20 protein-coding genes are annotated in these 19,845 nt (G+C 71.3%); 9 read left to right on the top strand and 11 right to left on the bottom strand.

Translation table 11 applies throughout. The features are described 5' to 3' along the window. Positions 1–12 precede the first annotated feature (12 nt). The 4 genes from tsaB to ACFYL6_RS08700 are packed head-to-tail and all read left to right on the top strand — an operon-like array spanning position 13 to position 2,477. Positions 13–690, top strand: a complete 678-nt coding sequence (gene tsaB, locus ACFYL6_RS08715) for a tRNA (adenosine(37)-N6)-threonylcarbamoyltransferase complex dimerization subunit type 1 TsaB (RefSeq protein WP_387169352.1) — start codon at positions 13–15, stop codon at positions 688–690. Beyond that, a complete protein-coding gene (gene rimI, locus ACFYL6_RS08710) occupies positions 687–1,169 on the top strand; it encodes a ribosomal protein S18-alanine N-acetyltransferase (RefSeq protein WP_387169349.1) in 483 nt (160 codons plus the stop codon). Before tsaB ends, rimI begins: the two co-directional genes overlap by 4 nt. Further along, positions 1,162–2,208: a tRNA (adenosine(37)-N6)-threonylcarbamoyltransferase complex transferase subunit TsaD gene (tsaD, locus tag ACFYL6_RS08705; protein ID WP_387169346.1), complete on the top strand. Its 1,047-nt coding sequence runs from the start codon at positions 1,162–1,164 to the stop codon at positions 2,206–2,208. The genes rimI and tsaD overlap by 8 nt, the downstream gene beginning before the upstream one ends. 14 nt (positions 2,209–2,222) lie before the next feature. Further along, entirely contained in the window at positions 2,223–2,477 is a 255-nt protein-coding gene (locus ACFYL6_RS08700) for a hypothetical protein (protein ID WP_039906914.1), read from the top strand. 32 nt (positions 2,478–2,509) lie between these two features. Here ACFYL6_RS08700 and ACFYL6_RS08695 read toward each other — a convergent pair whose 3' ends face one another. From ACFYL6_RS08695 to ACFYL6_RS08660, 8 genes are all read right to left on the bottom strand, one after another. Next, positions 2,510–3,250, bottom strand: a complete 741-nt coding sequence (locus tag ACFYL6_RS08695; protein ID WP_387169343.1) for a DUF4142 domain-containing protein — start codon at positions 3,248–3,250, stop codon at positions 2,510–2,512. A 125-nt stretch (positions 3,251–3,375) separates the two neighbouring features. Beyond that, entirely contained in the window at positions 3,376–3,672 is a 297-nt protein-coding gene (locus ACFYL6_RS08690) for a DUF1707 domain-containing protein (protein ID WP_387169340.1), read from the bottom strand. A gap of 19 nt (positions 3,673–3,691) precedes the next feature. Beyond that, on the bottom strand, positions 3,692–4,873 hold the full coding sequence (locus tag ACFYL6_RS08685) for an ROK family protein (RefSeq protein ID WP_387169338.1): 1,182 nt from the start codon (positions 4,871–4,873) through the stop codon (positions 3,692–3,694). Positions 4,874–4,895: 22 nt separating this feature from the next. Continuing rightward, the gene (locus tag ACFYL6_RS08680; protein WP_387169335.1) at positions 4,896–6,158 is read right to left on the bottom strand and encodes a sugar ABC transporter permease; all 1,263 of its coding nucleotides are present in this window, start codon (positions 6,156–6,158) and stop codon (positions 4,896–4,898) included. Beyond that, complete coding sequence (locus tag ACFYL6_RS08675; protein ID WP_387169332.1) at positions 6,155–6,973, bottom strand: ATP-binding cassette domain-containing protein; 819 nt, start codon at positions 6,971–6,973, stop codon at positions 6,155–6,157. Before ACFYL6_RS08675 ends, ACFYL6_RS08680 begins: the two co-directional genes overlap by 4 nt. A 114-nt stretch (positions 6,974–7,087) precedes the next feature. Next, on the bottom strand, positions 7,088–8,179 hold the full coding sequence (locus tag ACFYL6_RS08670) for a sugar ABC transporter substrate-binding protein (protein ID WP_387169329.1): 1,092 nt from the start codon (positions 8,177–8,179) through the stop codon (positions 7,088–7,090). Between the two features lie 179 nt (positions 8,180–8,358). Then, entirely contained in the window at positions 8,359–8,838 is a 480-nt protein-coding gene (gene ybaK / locus ACFYL6_RS08665; protein WP_387169326.1) for a Cys-tRNA(Pro) deacylase, read from the bottom strand. A 29-nt stretch (positions 8,839–8,867) separates the two neighbouring features. Beyond that, entirely contained in the window at positions 8,868–10,064 is a 1,197-nt protein-coding gene (locus tag ACFYL6_RS08660; protein WP_387169323.1) for a methyltransferase domain-containing protein, read from the bottom strand. A gap of 259 nt (positions 10,065–10,323) precedes the next feature. On the opposite strand from ACFYL6_RS08660, the gene groES reads away from it, so the two are divergent. From groES to ACFYL6_RS08645, 3 genes are all read left to right on the top strand, one after another. Then, on the top strand, positions 10,324–10,638 hold the full coding sequence (gene groES / locus ACFYL6_RS08655) for a co-chaperone GroES (protein ID WP_387169320.1): 315 nt from the start codon (positions 10,324–10,326) through the stop codon (positions 10,636–10,638). 70 nt (positions 10,639–10,708) lie between these two features. After that, complete coding sequence (groL, locus tag ACFYL6_RS08650; RefSeq protein WP_387169317.1) at positions 10,709–12,349, top strand: chaperonin GroEL; 1,641 nt, start codon at positions 10,709–10,711, stop codon at positions 12,347–12,349. Positions 12,350–12,476: 127 nt separating this feature from the next. Continuing rightward, positions 12,477–14,183, top strand: a complete 1,707-nt coding sequence (locus ACFYL6_RS08645; protein ID WP_387169314.1) for a molybdopterin-dependent oxidoreductase — start codon at positions 12,477–12,479, stop codon at positions 14,181–14,183. Positions 14,184–14,708: 525 nt separating this feature from the next. On the opposite strand, the gene ACFYL6_RS08640 is transcribed toward ACFYL6_RS08645, so the two are convergent. Continuing rightward, the gene (locus ACFYL6_RS08640; RefSeq protein WP_387169311.1) at positions 14,709–15,272 is read right to left on the bottom strand and encodes a hypothetical protein; all 564 of its coding nucleotides are present in this window, start codon (positions 15,270–15,272) and stop codon (positions 14,709–14,711) included. A gap of 791 nt (positions 15,273–16,063) precedes the next feature. Further along, positions 16,064–16,447, bottom strand: coding sequence for a WhiB family transcriptional regulator (locus ACFYL6_RS08635; protein ID WP_091406539.1), 384 nt, complete (start codon positions 16,445–16,447; stop codon positions 16,064–16,066). A 253-nt stretch (positions 16,448–16,700) separates the two neighbouring features. On the opposite strand from ACFYL6_RS08635, the gene ACFYL6_RS08630 reads away from it, so the two are divergent. Then, positions 16,701–17,516 (top strand): response regulator transcription factor, encoded by an 816-nt coding sequence (locus ACFYL6_RS08630; RefSeq protein ID WP_387169307.1) that lies wholly within the window; start codon positions 16,701–16,703, stop codon positions 17,514–17,516. Positions 17,517–17,651: 135 nt separating this feature from the next. On the opposite strand, the gene ACFYL6_RS08625 is transcribed toward ACFYL6_RS08630, so the two are convergent. Next, positions 17,652–18,071, bottom strand: coding sequence for a DUF5319 domain-containing protein (locus ACFYL6_RS08625; protein ID WP_328652156.1), 420 nt, complete (start codon positions 18,069–18,071; stop codon positions 17,652–17,654). A 186-nt stretch (positions 18,072–18,257) separates the two neighbouring features. Here ACFYL6_RS08625 and guaB point away from each other — a divergent pair, with 186 nt between their 5' ends. Then, on the top strand, positions 18,258–19,820 hold the full coding sequence (gene guaB, locus ACFYL6_RS08620; RefSeq protein WP_387169304.1) for an IMP dehydrogenase: 1,563 nt from the start codon (positions 18,258–18,260) through the stop codon (positions 19,818–19,820). The last annotated feature ends 25 nt before the right edge of the window (positions 19,821–19,845 follow it).

Below are 19,845 nucleotides of genomic sequence, written 5' to 3'. Positions count from 1 at the left end.
GGCTGGCTTACCGTGCTCGTACTCGTGGTGGACAGCTCGACCCCCGCGGTCACCGCGGCGCTGGTAGAGGTCTCGGCAGACGGCGTGGCGTCGCGGGCGCAGCGGTGCACGGTCGACGCCCGCGCGCACGGTGAGCTGCTCGCGCCCCAGGTGGATGCGGTCCTCGCCGACGCCGACGCGCGCCCGCGTGACCTGACCGCCATCGTCGCCGGGCTCGGCCCGGGGCCGTTCACCGGGCTGCGGGTCGGCCTGGTCACCGCCGCGACAATGGGTCAGGTGCTCGGCATCCCCACGTACGGCGTCTGTTCGCTGGACGCCATCGGCTACCCGGCGGCGTCCGGCGCGCCGGTCCTGGCCGCCAGCGATGCCCGACGCAAGGAGCTCTACTGGGCCGTCTACGACGGCGCCGGCCAGCGGATCGTCGGGCCCGAGGTGTCCGCGCCGGCGGTCGCCGCCGCGCGCGCCCGTGAACTGGGCGCGACGATCGCGGTCGGGGACGGGGCGCACCGGTACGCCGAGGTTCTGGACCTGCCCGTTCGGGTCGAACCGCGCTACCCGGACGCGACCGTGCTGGCGCTGCTCGCCGCCGAGCGGGTCCGGGCGGGCGCCCCCAGCGAAAGGCTCACCCCGCTCTACCTGCGCCGCCCCGACGCGGTGGCGGCGACCGGCCGCAAACCGGTCCTGCCATGACGGCGGTACGGCTCGAACCGTTCCGCTGGTGGCACATCGACGACGTGCTGCCGATCGAGGCGGACCTCTTCGGCGCCGAAAAGTGGTCGCCCGCCATGTTCTGGAGCGAGCTCGCCAACGGACACCACTACCGGGTCGCCGTCGACGCGGACGGCTCGCTGCTCGGCTACGCCGGGCTCGCCGGCGCTCCGCCGGACGAGGTGTGGGTACAGAACATCGCCGTCCGCCGGGACGCCCAGCGGCGCGGCGTGGGCCGCGCCCTGCTGGAGGAGTTGCTCGCCGAGGCGGTCCGGCGCGACGCCCGCAGCACCCTGCTGGAGGTCGCCGTGGACAACGCCGCGGCCCAGCGGCTCTACGCGACGTACGGGTTCGAGCCGATCGGGGTGCGGCGCGGCTACTACCAACCGAGCAACACCGACGCGCTGGTCATGCGGCGCGACGCCGAGCCGACCGGAGACGGACCACACGACCATGGCTGACGAACCACTGATCCTGGGAATCGAGACCTCCTGCGACGAGACCGGCGTCGGCATCGTGCGGGGGCACATCCTGCTTGCCGACGCGCTCGCCTCCAGCGTCGAGGAACACGCCCGGTTCGGGGGTGTGGTCCCGGAGGTGGCCAGCCGGGCACACCTGGAGGCCATCGTGCCGACCATGGACCGGGCACTGACCGAGGCAGGCGTCACGCTGGCCGACATCGACGCGATCGCGGTCACCTCCGGGCCCGGGCTGGCCGGCGCGCTCCTGGTCGGCGTCGCCGCCGCCAAGGGGTACGCGCTCGCCGCCGAGAAACCCGTCTACGGCGTCAACCACCTCGCCGCCCACGTCGCGGTGGACACCCTTGAGCACGGCCCACTGCCCGAACCCGCCATCGCGCTCCTGGTGTCCGGCGGCCACTCGTCCCTCCTGCTCGTCGACGACCTGGCCCGGGGTGTCACCCCGCTGGGCGCCACCATCGACGACGCGGCCGGGGAGGCGTTCGACAAGGTCGCCCGTCTGCTCGGACTGCCGTTCCCAGGCGGTCCGCCCATCGACCGGGAGGCTCGGGCCGGCGATGCCGCCTCGATCGCCTTCCCCCGCGGCCTGACCGCCGCGAAGGATCTCGCCGCCCACCGGTACGACTTCTCGTTCTCGGGCCTGAAGACGGCGGTGGCCCGGTGGGTCGAGGCCCGTCAGCGTGCCGGCGAGCCGGTGCCGGTGGCCGACGTGGCCGCGTCCTTCCAGGAGGCGGTCTGTGACGTACTGACCAGCAAGGCGCTCGCCGCGTGCCGGGCGCAGGGCATCGAGACCCTGGTCATCGGCGGGGGAGTGGCGGCGAACTCGCGGCTGCGGGCGATGGCCGAGCAGCGAGCCGAGAAGTACGGCATCCAGGTCCGGGTACCCCGGCCGAAGCTGTGCACCGACAACGGCGCGATGGTGGCCGCGCTCGGTTCGCACCTGGTCGCCGCCGGGGTCGCTCCGAGCCGACTGGACCTGCCAGCCGACTCGGCACTGCCGTTGACCACGGTCAGCGTGTGACGGGAGCGGCGGACATGATCGTGCGGATGTGGGAAGCGCGCGCCGAGGCGTACGGGGTCGCCGACCTGATCACCTGGGTGTGCGACACCGCCCTGCCCGAGTTGGAGCATGACCCGCTGCACGTTTCCAGCGAGGTCTTCTCCTCCACCGACCACCGCGTGGTGGTGATCTCCAAGTGGCGCAGCAGCCCGCGCCCGCTGCCGGACCCGCCCGCCCTGCTGGTGGCCCGCGCCCCGCACTCCTGGGATTTCACCCAGGTCGACCGCTGACGCGAGCCACCATCCAGGCCACCGCTGACTGGTCAGCTGCGGCGCAACATCCGGTAGGTGGCGATGCCGCCCGTGCCCAGCGCGGCGAGGAAGACCAGCCAGACGACTGTGCTGCTGACTCCGACCTGTGGGCCGGAGTTGGCGGAGGCGGCGGCCAGGAGCCCGTCCTGACCCGGGGCGGGCAGCGCGGCCGGCGGCAGCTCCGGCCAGCGGACCAGCCCGGTGCTCTCCAGCATCTGCATGTGGTGCTGGACGAACGCGTTGGCGTCCTCGCAGAGCTTGCGGACGGTGGCGTCCCGGGTGCTGGCCCGGACCGCGCCGATCACCGGGAAGATCTTGCCGTGGGCGACCCGGAGCCTGGTGACGAAGATCTGGTCGAACCGGGCGCCGGATGCCTTCTGCATCTCGGCCAGCCAGCCCTTCTGCTCGGCGGTCGGCTCGCTGGGGATCGTCGCGCCCAACTTGTTGGCCGCGTCGACCACGAGCTGGTCGAGCTTCTGGTGCTCGCCGGCGATGCCGGCGCCGATCTCCCGGACCTTCGCCGACTGTCCCTTCTCGGCGGCCATCTGGCCGGCTGGCATCTCCCACAGCCCGGCCAGCCGCACCCCGTTGAGCAGCGTCATGTCGGCGGCGTTGAGCTGCTGGCCACCGGCGGGCGCGGCGACGGCCACGCCGGGCAGCACACCGACCCCCGCGATGATCGCGATGAGCAACATTGCCGCTCGGTGGGTCCGGGTGCCCAGTCGGCGATGGGGGGATCTGAGCGGTGCCATGTCTGTGGTGCCTCCTCGGTCCGGACCGGAACGCGTCTGGACCGGGCAGCCGTACCCTGCCGGTTGCCCGTCCGCCCACTGGTACGGACTGATCGCGCGATCAGTTCATCGCGCAGCGACCCGGATCAGCGGGTGACGGCGAGCAGGCCGCCGAGCAGCAGCAGGGTGAGCGCCGCGGCGGCGAAGACCATCAGCAGCTCCTGACGCCCGCGCTCCACGCGGCCGACGCCGGCGGCCGGGTCGGGCAGGGCCGGCAGGTCACGGGTCAGCGCGGCCAGGTCACCGAGGGTGCGGGCCGTCCACACGGCACCGGCCCGGTCGGAGAACTCGTCGAGCGTCAGCCGGCCCGCCGCGGTGTGCTGGTGCAGCGCGGCGACCACCCGGTTGCGGTCGTCGTCGGAGGCGCGCAGCTCGACATCCACGCCGGACAGCGTACGCGGATCAGCCCACGTCGAGGGGGTCGGCGAGGAGCCGTTCGAAGGCCAACTCGGCGGCACCGATCAGGGGCGCGTCCGCACCCAGTTTCGGTGTGCGCAGCCGGACGTGCTCCAGGCAGGCGCCGAGCGCGTTGGAGTTGAGCCGGCTGCGGATCTGGGCCGCCGCCGCGAGGTAGAGGTCACGCATGGTGCCGCCGAAGATGACCATCTCGGGGTTGAAGATGTTCACCAGGTTGGCGACCCCGAAGCCGAGCCAGTCGCCGGCCTGGCGGACCGCCGTCTGGGCTCGGGCGTCGCCCCGGTCGGCGGCGTCGAAGACGGCCAGCAGCGCGTCGCGGCCACGGGCGTCGGAGCGTCCGGCAGCGCGCAGGAGACCGTGCTCGCCGATCTCGGTCTCCCAGCAACCTCGGGAGCCGCACTCACAGGGCCTGCCGTCGCGGACCACCTTCATGTGCCCGACCTCGCCGCCGTACCCGCCGTGCCCGGTCAGCCGGCGCCCACCGGCGATGATGCCGGCACCCACGCCGACGTCGCCGTACAGGTAGAGGACGTTGTCGCAACCCGCCGCCACACCCCGTGCGTGCTCGGCGAACGCGGCGACGTCGGCGACGTTGCCCACGGTGATCGGTACGTCGATGCCCAACTCGTCGGCGAGGGCGGCGCCGATCGGCTCGTCCACCCAACCGGTGGTGGGACCGAGTCGGACCAGGCCGTCGTCCCGGCGGACCATGCCGCAGACCGCGACGCCGGCACCGACGCAGATCGCGTCCGCCGGCACCAGCTGCTGCATCTCCTTGACCGCGCCGGCCAGCAGCGGCGCGGCCTCCGCGGCCAGCAGGCCGCGCGGCCGGTCCAGGTCCCGGCGGTCCAGGACCGCGCCGCCCAGCCCGATCCGGGCCGCGCGCAGTCGGTCCACCTCCACCGAGTACGCGTAGGCGTAGACCCGGGCCGACTCGGGCCGGACGACAAGTGACGGTCGTCCGGCCCGGCCGGTCTCCTTCGGTGCCCCTTCGCTGACCAGCCCCACTGCGGACAGGTCGGCGGTGAGCGCGCCGATGGTGCTGCGGTTGAGACCCAGCGTGGTGGTCAGTTCGGCACGCGTGGTCGCCCCGTGGACGTGCACGTGCCGCAGCAGGGCCCCGAGGTTCTGCCGTCGGACGTCATCCTGGCTTGGTCCTGGGCGCATGCTGGTGCTACCTCCCGCGCGGTCAGCGGGTGCCGGTGGCTGCCGCGCGGCGGCGGGAGAGCGCGTCGACGCTGGCGGCGAGCAGCAGCACGACGCCGGTGACCACGTATTTGACTCCCGCGGTGTACCCCATCAGGCCCATTCCGTTTTCGATGACCGCGACCACCGCGCCGCCGAGTACGGCGTCGAGGACGCGGCCCTTGCCACCGAAGAGGCTGGTGCCGCCGATCACCGCCGCGCCGACCGCGTAGAGCAGTACGTTACTGCCCCCGGTGTTCGGGTCGACCGAGTTGGCCCGGCTGGCCGCCACGATGCCACCGATGGCGGCCATGGACGAGCAGATCACGAAGACGGAGATCCGGATCCGGTCGACTCCGATGCCGGCCCGGCGGGCCGCTTCCCGGTTGCCGCCCACGGCGTAGATGTGCCGGCCGTAGCTGGTGCGTTGGAGCACGAAGGTCCAGATGATCAGCAGCACCGCGATGATCGGCACCACGATCGGCACACCCTTGAGCGAAACGATGAGGACGTTGCGGCTGCGCTCCAGGTTGAGCACGTACACAGCGACGCCGAGGATGACGGCGAGCCCGCCGATCCGCAGCGCCACCACCGCGATGGGGTCGGTGATCAGACCGCGGGCCGCCCGGGTGCGGTGGCGCAGCAGTTGCACCGCCGCGTAGCCGACGACCGCGAGGGCGGTCAGCGCCCAGCCCAACGTGGGGCCGAGGTTGCGGTTGGCGATGGCGACCAGCACGTCGTCGCGGACGGAGATGTTGGTGCCGTCCTTGACGAGCAGCAGCACGACGCCCTGGAAGGCGAGGAAGCCGGCGAGGGTGACCACGAAGGACGGAATGCCGATCTTCGCGACGAGCATGCCGAGCGTGGTGCCGATGACCACACCGGTGGCGACGGCGGCGAGCACGGCGACCCACCAGGGGTAGCCGAGCACGGTGACCACATTGGCCAGCACCGCCGCGCAGACGCCGCTGGCGAAGCCGGCGGAGAGGTCGATCTCGCCGAGCAGCAGCACGAAGACCAGGCCCATCGCGATCAGCGTGACCGCCGCGCCCTGGGTGAAGAGGTTGGCGAAGTTGCCGGCCGACAGGAACGACGACGGCCGCATGATCGCGAAGACGGTGCAGAGCACGATCAGGCCGAGTACGGCTGGCAGCGCGCCGACGTCGCCACCGCGTACCCGACTCAGGTAGTTGCGGAAGTGGCCTCCGACGGTCGGCGTCGGTGTGACGGCGGCGGGGCCGTCCTTCCGCACGGCGGTGGTGGTCATCGGACGCCTCCTGAGATCGAGTCGGCCGACTGCGGGCCGTCGCCGTTGCTGCCCGGGTCGGTGGCGAGGCCGAGCCCGCCCGAGCGCCCGGCGGTGATCAGCTCGACCACCTGGGCGTGGGTGATGTCGGTGGTCTTCACCTGGGCGACCATCTGGCCGAGGTACAGCGCGGCGATCCGGTCGGAGACGGCGAAGACGTCGTTCATGTTGTGCGAGATGAGCACCACGGCCAGGCCGTTGTCGGCGAGGCGGCGGACCAGTTCGAGCACCTGGGCGGTCTGTGCCACGCCGAGCGCCGCGGTCGGCTCGTCCAGGATGACGAGCTTGCTGTTCCACAGCACCGCCTTGGCGATGGCCACGGTCTGGCGTTGACCGCCGGAGAGGCTCGACACGTGCTGGCGGAGTGAGGTGACGGTGCGGATGGAGAGCCCCGCCAGGGTTTCGGCGGCGAGCTGTTCCATGGTCGGCTCGTCGAGGACGATGCCGCTGCGCTTCTCCCTGCCGAGGAACATGTTCTGCACGATGTCCAGGTTGTCGCAGAGCGCGAGGTCCTGGTAGACGACCTCGATGCCGAGCGTGGCGGCGTCGCGGGGGCTGCCGATGTGCACCGGTTCACCGTTGAACAGGAACTCTCCGGCGTCGGTGGGGTGGATGCCGCTGATGCACTTCACCAGGGTCGACTTGCCGGCGCCGTTGTCGCCGACCAGTGCGGTCACTTCGCCCGGGTGGACGGTCAGGGCGACGTCGCGGAGCACCTGGACGGGACCGAAGCTCTTGTCGATCCCGCGGAGTTCCAGCAGGGGGGTCGCGGACACGGGGGTCTCCTTCTTAAGGGAGGTTCGGGGCCCGTCCGGCGGGCGCCGCCCGGCACGGGAGGGGTCTCCCGTGCCGGGCGGCGATGGTCGTCCCGGCGGGTACTGCGGCGTCGGTCAGCTGATGCCGGCTTCGGTGCAGGCCTTGGCGTACGCCGCGGTGCAGACCTCTTCCTTGGTCACGTAGCCGTCGGCGATGACGTCCTTGACATTGTCCTTGTAGATGGCCTTCGGGGTGAGCAGCACCGAGGGGACGTCGCGGCCACCCTCCGGGTCCTTCACCGTCTGGCCGGTGTCCTTCTTCTCGCCCTTGGCGAGCGCGATGGCCAGGTCGGAGGCGGCCTTCGCCTCTTCCCGGACGGCCTTGTAGACGGTCATGCACTGGTCACCGGCGAGGATGTTCTGCAGGCCCTCCACGCTGGCGTCCTGGCCGGTCACCGGCACCTTGCCGTTGATCTTGTTCTTCTTGAGGATCGAGATGGCGGCGTTGCCGAGAGTGTCGTTAGCGGCCAGCACGCCGTCGATCTTGCCCTTGGTGGCGGTGAGCTGCTGCTCGAAGATGGTCGCGGCGGTGGGGCCGTCCCAGCCCGGCACGGCGTCGTCCGGGCCCTTGGTGTATTCCTTGGCGTCGAACTTCGGCTTGAGCACCGAGTCGTAGCCGGCCTTGAACAGGGTGGCGTTGTTGTCGGTGGGGGAGCCGTTCAGGTACGCCACGACGGGGTTCTTGGCGTTCTTCTCGGTCAGGCACTTCGCCAGACCCTCGCCCTGCAGCTTGCCGACGGTCTCGTTGTCGAAGCTGACGTAGTACTGGGCGGAGCCGCCGAGGGTGAGCCGGTCGTAGTCGATGGTGGCGACGCCCTGCGACTTGGCCTTGTCGAGGACGGCCTTACCGGTGCCGGAGTCCAGGTTGACGATCATCAGGGCGGTGACGCCGCTGGTGATCATCTGGTCGGCAATGGTCTGGAAGGCAGTCTTGTCGTTCTGGGCGTTCTGGATGTCGGCCTGGACGCCGGCGGCCTTGAACGCCTCCTCCAGGAACCGGCGGTCCGCCGTTTCCCAGCGGGCCGAGGACTTGCTGTCCGGGAGGATCACGCCGATCTTGGGGGTCTTTTCGGCGGCGGCCTTGTCGCCGGAGTCGTCGCTACAAGCGGTCAAGCCGCCGGTCGTGAGCAGGCCCACGGCGGCGATGGTGAGGATCCCCTTACGCATGTGCAGGGTCCTTTCGGAGGTGGGGGAGGTGTTGTTTTGTTGTGTCCGGCAACGTATTTCGCGTCACACCGGCTCCACAAGACCGCGCAGGTGCATAGTTTGTTGGGAGCGATAACAATTCAGCAACGCGACTGTTACTCCCCGGGTATCCCACGGGGGAGTCGACGTAACGACGGTCGTCAGTGGGTCTGCAACGGCGCGGTGCGGGCGTCGGTCAGCGCCACCAGATCCGCCGCTGCCAGTTCGAGTTGCAGACCGCGCCGACCAGCCGAGACATAGATCGTCGGGAGGTCCAGCGCGGATTCGTCCAACACGGTGGGCAACCGTCGGCGCTGCCCGAGCGGGCTGATCCCACCGCGTACGTAGCCGGTTGCCCGCTCGGCTACCGCCCGGTCGGCCAACGCCGCCCGCTTGCCGCCGACAGCCGCCGCGAGCGCCTTGAGATCCAGCTCGCCGGTGACCGGAACGACCGCCACGGTGAGCGCGCCGTCGACCTCGGTCACCAGCGACTTGAACACGCGCTCCGGTGCCACGCCGAGCGCCACCGCCACCAACGCGCCGTAGTTCGGGGCGTCCGGCGACACCCGGTACGGATGGGTGCGATGCGCGATGCCGCGCTTGACCAACAGTGCCGTTGCCGGCGTGCCCTGTCCCGCCACAGCGACGAGGCTAGTCCCTGTGTCAGGTCCTATTCGACCGGCCGGCCGATCAGCACCGTCGGTGCGCCGCCGACCCGGGTGAGCACCAGACTCGCCGACTCGTCCCCGGCCAGCCGTAGGTCCCGCCGGAGCTGCTCCGGGGTGAGCGCCGAACCCCGCTTGAGGATCTCCACGCGGCCCACCCGACGGTCGCGCAGCAGCGTCCGCAGGCGCTTGAGCGAGAACGGCAGCACGTCGGTGATCTCCAGGCAGCGCGCGTACGGGGTGCGGATCGGCTGGTCGGCGTAGAGGTAGGCGATGCTCGGATCGCCCAGGGTGGCGTCCAGGTCGGTGGCCAGTTCGGCGACGAGGTGCGCGCGCACCACCGCCGGGTCCGGGTCGTACAGGTAGCGGCGCGGCGGCCCGACCGGCGCCTCGGCGGCACCCGAGCCGGTGAGCTGGTGGCGGTGGGTCTCGGCGCCCCGCTGGCGGTAGAGGGTGGCGCGGCGGGGCACCTCCGCCAGCTCGCCGCACCAGAGCGCGGCCTCGACCAGATCGCCGTCCACGCCGACCCACTCGGCCTCGGCACCGGCCGGGATGAGCGCGTGGTCCAGGCCCGGCGCCACCTTCACCACGGTGCGCGGCACCCGCTCGGCCAGCCCGGTGACGAAGTCCCACGGTGGCGAGTAGGCGCGCGGGTCGAAGATCCGCCGCCCGGTGCCGGTCGTGCGGCGGGCCGGATCGCAGAAGACCCCGTCGACCCCTGACACGTCGAACCCGGTCGCGTCGCCGCACTCGACAGTGAACAACTCGGCCAGCCCGGCCGCCTCGGCGTTGGCTGCGGCCATCGCGGCGGTCACCGGGTCGGCCTCCACCCCGTACACCCGGATGCCGGCACGGGCGGCGGCCAGCGCGTCGGCACCGAGCCCGCACCCGAGGTCGGCCAGGGTGCGCACGCCGGCCGCGGACAACCGGGCGGCCCGATGGTCGGCGACCACCCGGCGGGTGGCCTGCTCCAGGCCGGGCCGGGTGAGGAACATCCCAGCGGCGGCCGCGCCGAACTTGGCTGTCGCCCGGTGGCGCAGCTCGGCCTGGGTGAGGGCCGCCGCGGCCAACGTCGGCGGCACCCCGGCCGAGCGCAGCGCCGACGCCGCGACCAGTGGATCACCGCCGGCCAGCCCGGCCGCCGCCGTGAGCGCGGCCGACCCCTCGGGGGTACGCAGCGCCGCCAGTTGATCGAGATCCACCCGGCTATTGTCCCGGCCACCCCGGAAATCCTGGCTGGCGGGGCGCGACGCGCTGGCACTCTCCTTGACGGAGTGCTAGCCACGGAATAACCTGCGATTAGCACTCTCACCCTGAGGGTGCCAGCTTCCGGGTCTCGCGACCCGGGTGCGCACGCCAGGCGGACCGGCACCCGCGACGACGGCACCGCCCGGTGGCATGAGGCAGATTGACGCTGGTCAGCCCCGCTGGCCAGCAACGAAACCAGTACCCCAGGAGGGTATGCCCGTGACTACCGCGACCAAGGTTGCGATCAAGCCGCTCGAGGACCGCATCGTGGTCCAGGCGAACGAGGCTGAGACCACCACGGCGTCGGGCATCGTGATCCCCGACACCGCCAAGGAGAAGCCGCAGGAGGGCACCGTCCTCGCTGTGGGCCCGGGGCGCGTCGACGACAACGGCAACCGGGTTCCGGTTGACGTGCAAATCGGCGACACCGTCCTCTACTCGAAGTACGGCGGCACCGAGGTCAAGTACGCCGGCGAGGAGTACCTGGTGCTCTCCGCCCGCGACGTCCTCGCGGTCATCGAGAAGTAAGCAACCGATCAGTGCCACTGCCCCGGTCCGGCTCGCCGGGCCGGGGCAATGGCGCTTCGAAGGGACATTTATGGCGAAGATCCTGAGCTTCTCGGACGACGCCCGACACCTGCTGGAGCACGGTGTCAACGCCCTCGCGGACGCGGTCAAGGTCACCCTCGGCCCGCGCGGGCGCAACGTCGTCCTGGACAAGAAATTCGGTGCGCCGACGATCACCAACGATGGTGTGACCATCGCCAAGGAGATCGAGCTCACCAACCCGTACGAGAACCTTGGCGCGCAGTTGGTCAAGGAGGTGGCGACCAAGACCAACGACGTCGCCGGCGACGGGACCACCACCGCGACCGTGCTGGCCCAGGCGATGGTTCGCGAGGGTCTGCGCAACGTGACCGCCGGGACCAACCCGGCCGGCCTCAAGCGGGGCATCGACGCGGCGGCCACCAAGGTCTCCGAGGCGCTGCTCGGCCGTGCCGCCGAGGTCACCAGCAAGGAGTCGATCGCGAACGTGGCGACGATCTCCGCGCAGGACTCCACGATCGGCGATCTGATCGCCGAGGCGATGGAGCGCGTCGGCCGCGACGGTGTCATCACCGTCGAGGAAGGTTCGATGCTCACCACCGAACTGGACGTGACCGAGGGTCTCCAGTTCGACAAGGGCTTCATCTCGCCGAACTTCGTCACCGACCTGGAGGGTCAGGAGTCCGTCCTTGAGGACGCGTACATCCTGGTCACCACCCAGAAGATCTCGGCGATCGAGGAGCTGCTGCCGCTGCTGGAGAAGGTCCTGCAGAACAGCAAGCCCCTGCTGATCATCGCCGAGGACGTGGACGGCCAGGCGCTCTCCACCCTGGTGGTCAACTCGCTGCGCAAGACCCTCAAGGTCTGCGCGGTCAAGGCCCCGGGCTTCGGTGACCGGCGCAAGGCGATGCTCCAGGACATCGCGATCTCCACGGGCGCCGAGCTGGTCGCCCCGGAGCTGGGCTACAAGATCGACCAGGTCGGCCTGGAGGTGCTCGGCACCGCCCGGCGCGTCGTGGTCGACAAGGAGAACACCACGATCGTCGACGGCGGCGGCCAGAAGGCCGACGTTGCCGACCGGGTCTCCCAGATCCGCAAGGAGATCGAGGCCTCCGACTCCGACTGGGACCGGGAGAAGCTGGCCGAGCGGCTGGCGAAGCTCTCCGGTGGCATCGCCGTCATCAAGGCTGGCGCGGCCACCGAGGTCGAGATGAAGGAGCGCAAGCACCGCATCGAGGACGCCATCGCGGCGACCAAGGCTGCGGTCGAGGAGGGCACCGTCCCCGGCGGCGGCGCCGCCCTGGTGCAGATCCGCTCGGTGCTCGACGACGACCTGGGCTTCACCGGTGACGAGAAGGTAGGCGTCTCGGTCGTGCGCAAGGCGCTCGTCGAGCCGCTGCGCTGGATCGCGCAGAACGCCGGTCACGACGGCTACGTCGTGACGCAGAAGGTCGCCGACCTCGACTGGGGCCACGGCCTCGACGCCGCCAAGGGCGAGTACGTCGACCTGGTCAAGGCCGGCATCATCGACCCGGTGAAGGTGACCCGCAACGCGGTCACCAACGCCGCCTCGATCGCCGGTCTGCTGCTCACCACGGAGAGCCTCGTGGTGGAGAAGCCGGAGCAGGCCGAGCCGGCCGCCGCCGGCGGGCACGGCCACGGTCACGGCCACCAGCACGGCCCGGGCTTCTGATCCGGTAGCGACACCGGGGCACACCGCCGTACGGCGGTGTGCCCCGCTTCGTTCGGTGGGCTGCCAGGTCATTACCGAACGCTGACGTTGTTGGCGACCGGGCGAGATGATCGCGCACACTGGGCCGATGAGCACCACGTCACGGCGGTACGCCGCGTTGGCCGGAATCACCGCCGCCGCCGTCGCGATCGGGATCGCCGAACCGGTCGCGGTGTTGACCGGCCCCCGGTCGGCGCCCCTGGTCGCGGTCGGCGGGGTCGTCGTCGACGCCGTCCCCGAGTCGCTGAAGCAACTCGCCATCGACCTCTTCGGCACCGCCGACAAGATCGCGCTGCTGGTCGGCACGGCCGCGTTGCTGGGCGCCTTCGCGGCGCTGTTCGGCGTCCTGGCGATCCGCCGGCTGGCACTCGGCCTGGCCGGCATCACCGCGTTCGGCGCCATCGGGGTGGCCGCCGCGCTGACCCGCTCCGGCGCGGACCTCGCCGACGCGCTGCCGTCCCTGGTCGGCGCCGGTCTCGGCGCCCTGGTGCTCTGGCTGTTCATCGCCGGACCGTTCGAGCTGAACCCCTGGCCCTGGTCACCACCCACGCCGACCGCTGGTCCTCTTCCGTCCTCTGGCCCGGTGTCGTCCGGCGGTTCGGTGTCGCCGGCTGGCCCTGTGTCGCCGGCTGGCCCTGTGTCGCCGGCTGGGCCGGTGTCGCCGGCTGGGCCGGTGCCGGTGACTCCCGCTGGGCCGACGTCGGCGGTCGGGCCCGCCGAAGTGGACCCGGAGTCGCGGCGGCGGTTCCTCACCGGGAGCGGGGTGCTGCTCGGCACGGCCGTGGTGGCCGGTCTCGGTGGGCGGTGGCTGGCGGGTCGGCGCGGCGTGTCCGCAGCCCGCGACGCGATCCGCCTGCCCGCGCCGGTCGCCCCCGCACCGGCCGTGCCGGCAGGCGCGGACCTCTCGCTGACCCAGCTCGCGCCGTACGTCACCCCGAACTTCGGGTTCTACCGGATCGACACCGCACTCGTGGTGCCCCAGGTCGACCCGGACACCTGGCGGTTGCGGATCCACGGGAGGGTCGGCAAGGAGCGCACCTACAGCTACGCGGATCTGCTGGCCCGACCGCTGGTCGAGCGGTACGTCACGCTGGCCTGCGTCTCCAACGAGGTGGGCGGGGACCTGATCGGCAATGCCCGCTGGCTCGGCGTACCCCTGCGGGAACTGCTGGACGAGGTCGAGCCCGACGACGACGCCGACCAGGTCGTTGGTCGGTCGGTCGACGGTTGGACCTGCGGTACCCCCACCGCCGCGCTGCGCGACGGGCGGGATGCGCTGCTGGCCGTCGGAATGAACGGTGAGCCGCTGCCGGTCGAGCACGGCTTCCCGGTCCGGGTGGTGGTGCCGGGCCTCTACGGCTACGTGTCGGCCTGCAAGTGGGTGACCGAACTGGAGCTGACCCGGTTCGCCGACTTCGACGCGTACTGGGTGCCGCGCGGCTGGTCCCCCCAGGGGCCGATCAAGACCCAGTCGCGGATCGACACGCCCCGGGGGCGCAACCGGCTGACCGCCGGACCGGTGACCGTCGCCGGGGTGGCCTGGGCGCAGCACCGGGGCATCAGCCGAGTCGAGGTACGCGTCGACGACGGCCAGTGGCAGGAAGCCGCGCTGGCCCCGACCGTGTCGGTGGACACCTGGGTGCAGTGGTCCTGGCGCTGGGACGCCACGCCGGGCGAACACCGGCTCCAGGTCCGGGCGACGGACGCGACAGGTGAAACCCAAACCGAGCGTACGCAGGACGTCGTCCCGGATGGCGCCACCGGCTGGCACACGGTCACCGTCACCGTCCGCTGACCCACGGCGTGGCGCCGGCCCCGGGCTGCGTCCGTGACCGGTTCCGCGGCGTCCACTGCCCTCCGGTGGGGCGGTGTGTGTGACCTGCTCTGTGGGTCGTTGGGCTGTGTCCGCGACCTGCTCTGTGGGTCGTTGGGCTGCGTCCGCGACCTGTTCTGTGGGTCGGTGGGCTGTGTCCGCGACCTGTTCTGTGGGTCGGCCGGTTGGTTCGCGACCTGCCTTGCGGGTTCCCGCGACTTTCCTCCGGGTCGGCCGGTTGGTTCGCGACCTGCCTTGCGGGTTCCCGCGACTTTCCTCCGGGTCGGTCGGGCCGGCTGGTTGACCGGTGATACCCCAGACCGTGCATGCAGATCTTGGACACTTTCCGTTCGCGCCGAACGGAAAGTGTCCAAGATCTGCGGGCGCCGAGCACCGAAATGCCGCTGGCCGGCACCCCGGGGTTGCGGGTGCCGGCCAGCGGTCGGTGTCGTGCTGTGGTCTTGCCGTGCGGTGGTGCCGGCGTGCGCGTTCTGCGGTGGTGCGGGGTCAGCTGTTCCAGTGCTGGGTGACGAGGTCGGTGGCCTGCTGCTCCCACTGGGCGTAGGCGTCCGGGTAGGCCGACACCTGCACGGTCTGCGCGGCGTCGGTCAGCGGCATGTCCTGCCACCCGTCGACCTGCTTCAGACCCTTGAGGAACGCGGTGGTCGAGTACTCGGGGTCGGTGATCTGCTCCGGCGTACCCCAACCCGAGCTCGGGCGCTGCTGGAACAGGCCCAGCGAGTCGTGGTCGTTCATGTCGCCGAGGTGGCCGAGGTTCTCCAGCTTCGACTCCTGCAGGCTCGTCGCGATCGAGATGACCGCGGCCCGCTCCGGGAGACCGGCCTTCTTCGTCGCGGCGATGATCGCCTTGACGTTAGCGGTCTGCTCGTCGTTCAGGGTGATGTGGGACTGGTCGCCCTGCGGCTTCGGCGCTGCCGACTGCACGGCCACGGCGGCGGGCTTGGCGTCCACGGCCGGGTTGGCGTGGGCGGCGATCGGACCGGCGAACACACCACCGGCGAACGCGAGACCAGCAACAGACAGCATGCTCTTACGGAAGATCGTGTTCATGGGGGTAGCTCCTTCGGGGGTAGAACACCCCAACCGCCAAAGGGGGAAGCGGCAGTGGGGTGTGAGCACCTCGTCCGGCGCTGCACGTACAAGAGGGAAAGTCTGGGGGGTTGGCGCCTCTCGGGCGTCGGGTCGGCGACCTGGCGAGCGGGGGCTCGTGGCGCCGGGTCCATGTGTAACGACCGGGGGCCGGGGGTCATTCCGGGGTTGGCCCGTCCGTCGGCACGCTCATCGTGGTGGTGCCTACGGTCGTTCGTGGGGACTGCAACGACCCGGGGGCCGGGGTCATTCCGGGTTTGGCCCACCTGACGGCACCCTCGTTGGGGCGGGGCCTGCGGTCGTTCGTGGGGACTGTAACGACCGGGCGGAGGCTGGCATTCCACCTGCGCGACCCGCCCAAGGACCGGGCGGCGGGTCGGTGGTACTGCGATCGTCAGAGTATGTAACGACCCCGGCCCGGCCATGATTCCGGCCCACCGGTGGGCCCGATCACCGGACAAAGCCCGCATACCTCACAGCAGCCTAAGCCCTGCACCCAGCCTGAATCCCTCAGACCGGACAAACCGCCCAGCGGCACCGTCTTTGCTTGCCCTCGCGACCGCACAACCGGCTTGATCCACTCGGGGTCATTGAAATCGGGGTGTCCGGGCGGGCGGGAAGCCCCGACATCAAGGAACCCGTGTGGATCATGGCCGTGTCGGCGACGGCGGGGCGCACGGAACCGCATGAACGGCACGAAACCGCGCCCCCGGGGCGGGGGCGCGGTTTCGCGGATGTTGGGATGCCTCGGGTCAGGCCACGTTGCGTTGGGCCGGGACGGTCGACTTGTGCGGGCGGCCCAGGCGGGCCTCCAGCCGTGCGACGTCGACCCGGGCGTGCCGGCGGTCCGCCAGGTCCTCCCAGCCGACGGCGAGCAGTCGCAGGCGCTCCGACTCGCTGAAGCCGCCCCAGACGCCGTAGGGCTCACGTACCGACAGCGCATGGGCGGCGCACTCGGCGCGGACCGGGCAGGCGCGGCAGACCGACTTGGCGGCGGACTCGCGGCGCAGCCGGGAAGAGCCACGCTCACCGTCGGGGTGGAAGAACTGGGCGCTGTCGCGCCCTCGGCAGGCACCGAGTCGCTGCCAGTCCCAGAGATCGACGATGGGTCCGGGCAGTCTACGTACGTTCGACATCAGCACCCCTCCTCCCGCGCGGCTCCGCGAGAATCCTTATGGCCGGCGTCCGGGCGGCGGGCCGCGCAGGCGCACCGTTCCCGGCCTGGATCTCCCGGTACCCGGGCTTTCGCCAACTCACACGTCTGTGATCGAAAACGTCCGGGAAATTGCGGCTTTTGCCCCATCTGTCGGAAAAGTTCGAAGGATTGCCGGGAACCCCCTCCCCAGCCGACCGCGTCATGGTCTGCTCGTTGGCGGAGAGGAGACCACAGTGCGTACCGTTCTTGTGTGCGTTCGGACACCACTCGCGGCCCAGCACCTTACTTCTGCTGCCGCGCGGCTGGGGTTGTCCGCGATCGTTCGTACCGCCGTCTCTGATCCCGAGGTGATGCTGCGGCTGGCCGAGCGACCGGCCGACGTGGTCCTGGCCGACACGGCCCTCACCCGCCCGGACAGCGCCGGCTTCGTCCGCCGGGTCCTGGCGCGTGCGCCGCAGGCGGCGGTGCTGCTGCTCGGCACCGAGGAGTCCGAGGCCGCGGCGGCCACCATCAGCGCCGGGGCCCGGGGGCTCATCCAGAATGTCGACCATGACCTGACCAGCGCGGTGGCGAAGGCGCTACTGCTGCTCACCGCGCCCGGCCGAGCCTCCCGGCAGCGGATCACCGATCCGGCCCGCGACGCTGCGGCGGTGGGTGGTTCCGGTCGCTCCGGGCCGCCGCCGCGTGCCTCGGGTGAGCCCGGCTGGGCGGCCACGGCCGCTGACGGGCCGGCCGGTTTGGCGTCGGTGCCGGTGCAGCGGGGCGACGACGAGGCGGAGGCGGGTGCCGGCGAGTCGGCGGCGCAGACCGACCCGGGCCGTCCCGCCCCGAACGCCCGGCCCAGTCGCGCGTCGATCGGCCTTACCGAGCGTGAGCTTCAGGTGCTGCTCGGCATGGCCGAGGGCAAGAGCAACGCGGAGATCGGCCGGGAGCTGTTCGTCTCCGAGGACACCGTCAAGACACACGCCCGCCGGTTGTTCCGCAAGCTTGGCGCCCGGGACCGGGCACACGCGGTCGCGGCGGGGTTCCGCGCCGGTCTGGTCGCCTGACGTAAGCGCCGCGCAGCCACAGGGCACCCCGCGCGACAGCAGGGCACCCTGGGGCACGCCGGGGTACGCCCGCAGGGCAACGCCGCGCTCCGCGACAGCGGGGTACGCAGCCCAGCAGCGGGTCACCCGCCGGCGTCACGTGGTGGCGGTCGGGGCGCCCGGCTCGTCCTCGGTGCCCTCGGACAGGGTGTCGTGTACCCCGTCCGCGTACCCCCGGGCGTAGTCCCAGGTCACGTAGTGGTCCGGGTCGGGGTCGTACGCGGGCTCGTGCACCCGGGGCCGACCGGAGTTGAGCAGGTGCCGCAGGTTGCCGCGGAGCAGGTCCCAGTCGAAGTAGTGCGGCTCGCGACAGTCCTCGCATTCGATCACCAGCCCGCGGACCCCGATGGGGGCCAGCAGAGCCTGGTAGATCTCCAGATCGGCGAGGTCTTCCAGCACATCCTGCCGCTCGACGTCGGTCAGCGGATCCGGCGTCGCGTCATCGCCCGGATCATCCAGACCCGCGGTCGGATCGGCCGGGTCGCCATTGAACGGGTCGATGGGCTCGTCGTGCACCCCCTCACCGTAGACCCAACCCGGCGCGAACGTCCGCCCCCCGGCCTCCGCGCCGGGCCGGCCTGCCACGGACGGGTCGCCCAGCTCACTGGGTACGATGAGGCGACGTGCCGGCATCGTGGCGCGCTCCGGTGCCCGCCCGCGCCACCTCGCTGAAGCCCATCCGAGCAGCTCAGGGGAGCAATCGTGGAAAATTCGCCCAGCACCGATCTTCCGGCCGGCGTCGAGCACGCCGACCTGGGCGGCCACCTGCCCGAGCTGCCGGCCGGCTCCGCCCGGGTGGTTCCGCTCGGCCTCACCTTCGACGACGTGCTGCTCCAGCCGGGCGAGTCGGACGTGGTGCCCAGCCGGGTCAACACCCGGACGAAGCTCACCCGCAACATCGAGTTGTCCATTCCGCTGCTGTCCAGCGCGATGGACACGGTGACCGAGGCCCGGATGGCGATCGCCATGGCCCGCCAGGGCGGCATCGGCGTGTTGCACCGCAACCTCTCGATGGAGGACCAGGCCCTTCAGGTCGACCTGGTCAAGCGCTCCGAGTCCGGCATGATCACCAACCCGGTGACCGCCAGCCCGGACGACACGCTGCGCGAGGTCGACGAGCTGTGCGGGCGTTACCGCATCTCGGGCGTTCCGGTGGTGGACGGCGACGGCCAGTTGGTCGGCATCGTCACCAACCGGGACATGCGGTTCGTCTCCGAGCCGAACACGCCGGTCCGCGAGATCATGACCCACACCCCGCTGGTCACCGCACGGGTCGGGGTGAGCAAGGACGACGCTCTGGCGCTGCTGCGTCAGCACAAGGTCGAGAAGCTGCCGATCGTCGACGACTCGGGTCGGCTGCGCGGCCTGATCACCGTGAAGGACTTCACCAAGAGCGAGCAGTACCCGGACGCCAGCAAGGACGACGCCGGCCGCCTGCGGGTCGCCGCCGCCATCGGTGTGGGCGAGGACGCCTACAAGCGGGCCCGTGCCCTGGTCGACGCGGGCGTCGACGTGCTGATCGTGGACACCGCGCACGGCCACCAGCGGGCCGTGCTGGACATGGTCCGCCGGCTCAAGGCCGACGTGACGGTCGACATCATGGGCGGCAACGTGGCCACGTATGCCGGCGCGAAGGCTCTTGTCGACGCCGGTGCCGACGGCGTCAAGGTGGGCGTGGGGCCGGGCGCGATCTGCACCACCCGGATCGTCGCCGGGGTCGGCGTGCCGCAGGTGACCGCGATCATGGAGGCGGCCCGGGCCGCCCGCCCGGCCGGCGTGCCGGTGATCGGCGACGGCGGCATCCAGTATTCCGGCGACATCGCCAAGGCCCTGGTGGCCGGCGCCGACACGGTGATGCTCGGCAGTCTGCTGGCGGGCTGCGAGGAGAGCCCCGGTGAGCTGATCTTCGTCAACGGCAAGCAGTTCAAGACGTACCGCGGGATGGGGTCGCTCGGCGCGATGCAGTCCCGGGGCCAGGCCAAGTCGTACAGCAAGGACCGCTACTTCCAGCAGGACGTGCTCAGCGACGACAAGCTGGTTCCCGAGGGCGTGGAGGGTCAGGTGCCCTACCGGGGGCCGCTCTCCCGGGTGGCCCACCAGTTGGTCGGCGGTCTGCGACTGGCCATGGGGTACGCCGGTGCGGAGAACATCCCCGATCTGCACCGCCGGGGCCAGCTCATCCGGATCACCGCGGCTGGCCTGAAGGAGAGCCACCCGCACGACATCCAGATGACCGTCGAGGCGCCCAACTACCACACCCGCTGACCCATCACCCCCAACCACCTGGAGT

Source organism: Micromonospora sp. NPDC007208, from assembly GCF_042869175.1.
GTDB classification, from domain to species: domain Bacteria; phylum Actinomycetota; class Actinomycetes; order Mycobacteriales; family Micromonosporaceae; genus Micromonospora; species Micromonospora foliorum.
This window is presented reverse-complemented; position numbering and strand designations above follow the sequence as displayed.

Excerpts from the sequence above, each read along its gene's own strand:
- rimI (WP_387169349.1), top strand. The coding sequence starts at position 687 with ATGACGGCGGTACGGCTCGAACCGTTCCGCTGGTGGCACATCGACGAC.
- tsaD (WP_387169346.1), top strand. The coding sequence starts at position 1,162 with ATGGCTGACGAACCACTGATCCTGGGAATCGAGACCTCCTGCGACGAG.
- ACFYL6_RS08700 (WP_039906914.1), top strand. The coding sequence starts at position 2,223 with ATGATCGTGCGGATGTGGGAAGCGCGCGCCGAGGCGTACGGGGTCGCC.
- ACFYL6_RS08695 (WP_387169343.1), bottom strand. The coding sequence starts at position 3,250 with ATGGCACCGCTCAGATCCCCCCATCGCCGACTGGGCACCCGGACCCAC.
- ACFYL6_RS08685 (WP_387169338.1), bottom strand. The coding sequence starts at position 4,873 with ATGCGCCCAGGACCAAGCCAGGATGACGTCCGACGGCAGAACCTCGGG.
- ACFYL6_RS08680 (WP_387169335.1), bottom strand. The coding sequence starts at position 6,158 with ATGACCACCACCGCCGTGCGGAAGGACGGCCCCGCCGCCGTCACACCG.
- ACFYL6_RS08670 (WP_387169329.1), bottom strand. The coding sequence starts at position 8,179 with ATGCGTAAGGGGATCCTCACCATCGCCGCCGTGGGCCTGCTCACGACC.
- groES (WP_387169320.1), top strand. The coding sequence starts at position 10,324 with ATGCCCGTGACTACCGCGACCAAGGTTGCGATCAAGCCGCTCGAGGAC.
- groL (WP_387169317.1), top strand. The coding sequence starts at position 10,709 with ATGGCGAAGATCCTGAGCTTCTCGGACGACGCCCGACACCTGCTGGAG.
- ACFYL6_RS08645 (WP_387169314.1), top strand. The coding sequence starts at position 12,477 with ATGAGCACCACGTCACGGCGGTACGCCGCGTTGGCCGGAATCACCGCC.
- ACFYL6_RS08640 (WP_387169311.1), bottom strand. The coding sequence starts at position 15,272 with ATGAACACGATCTTCCGTAAGAGCATGCTGTCTGTTGCTGGTCTCGCG.
- ACFYL6_RS08635 (WP_091406539.1), bottom strand. The coding sequence starts at position 16,447 with ATGTCGAACGTACGTAGACTGCCCGGACCCATCGTCGATCTCTGGGAC.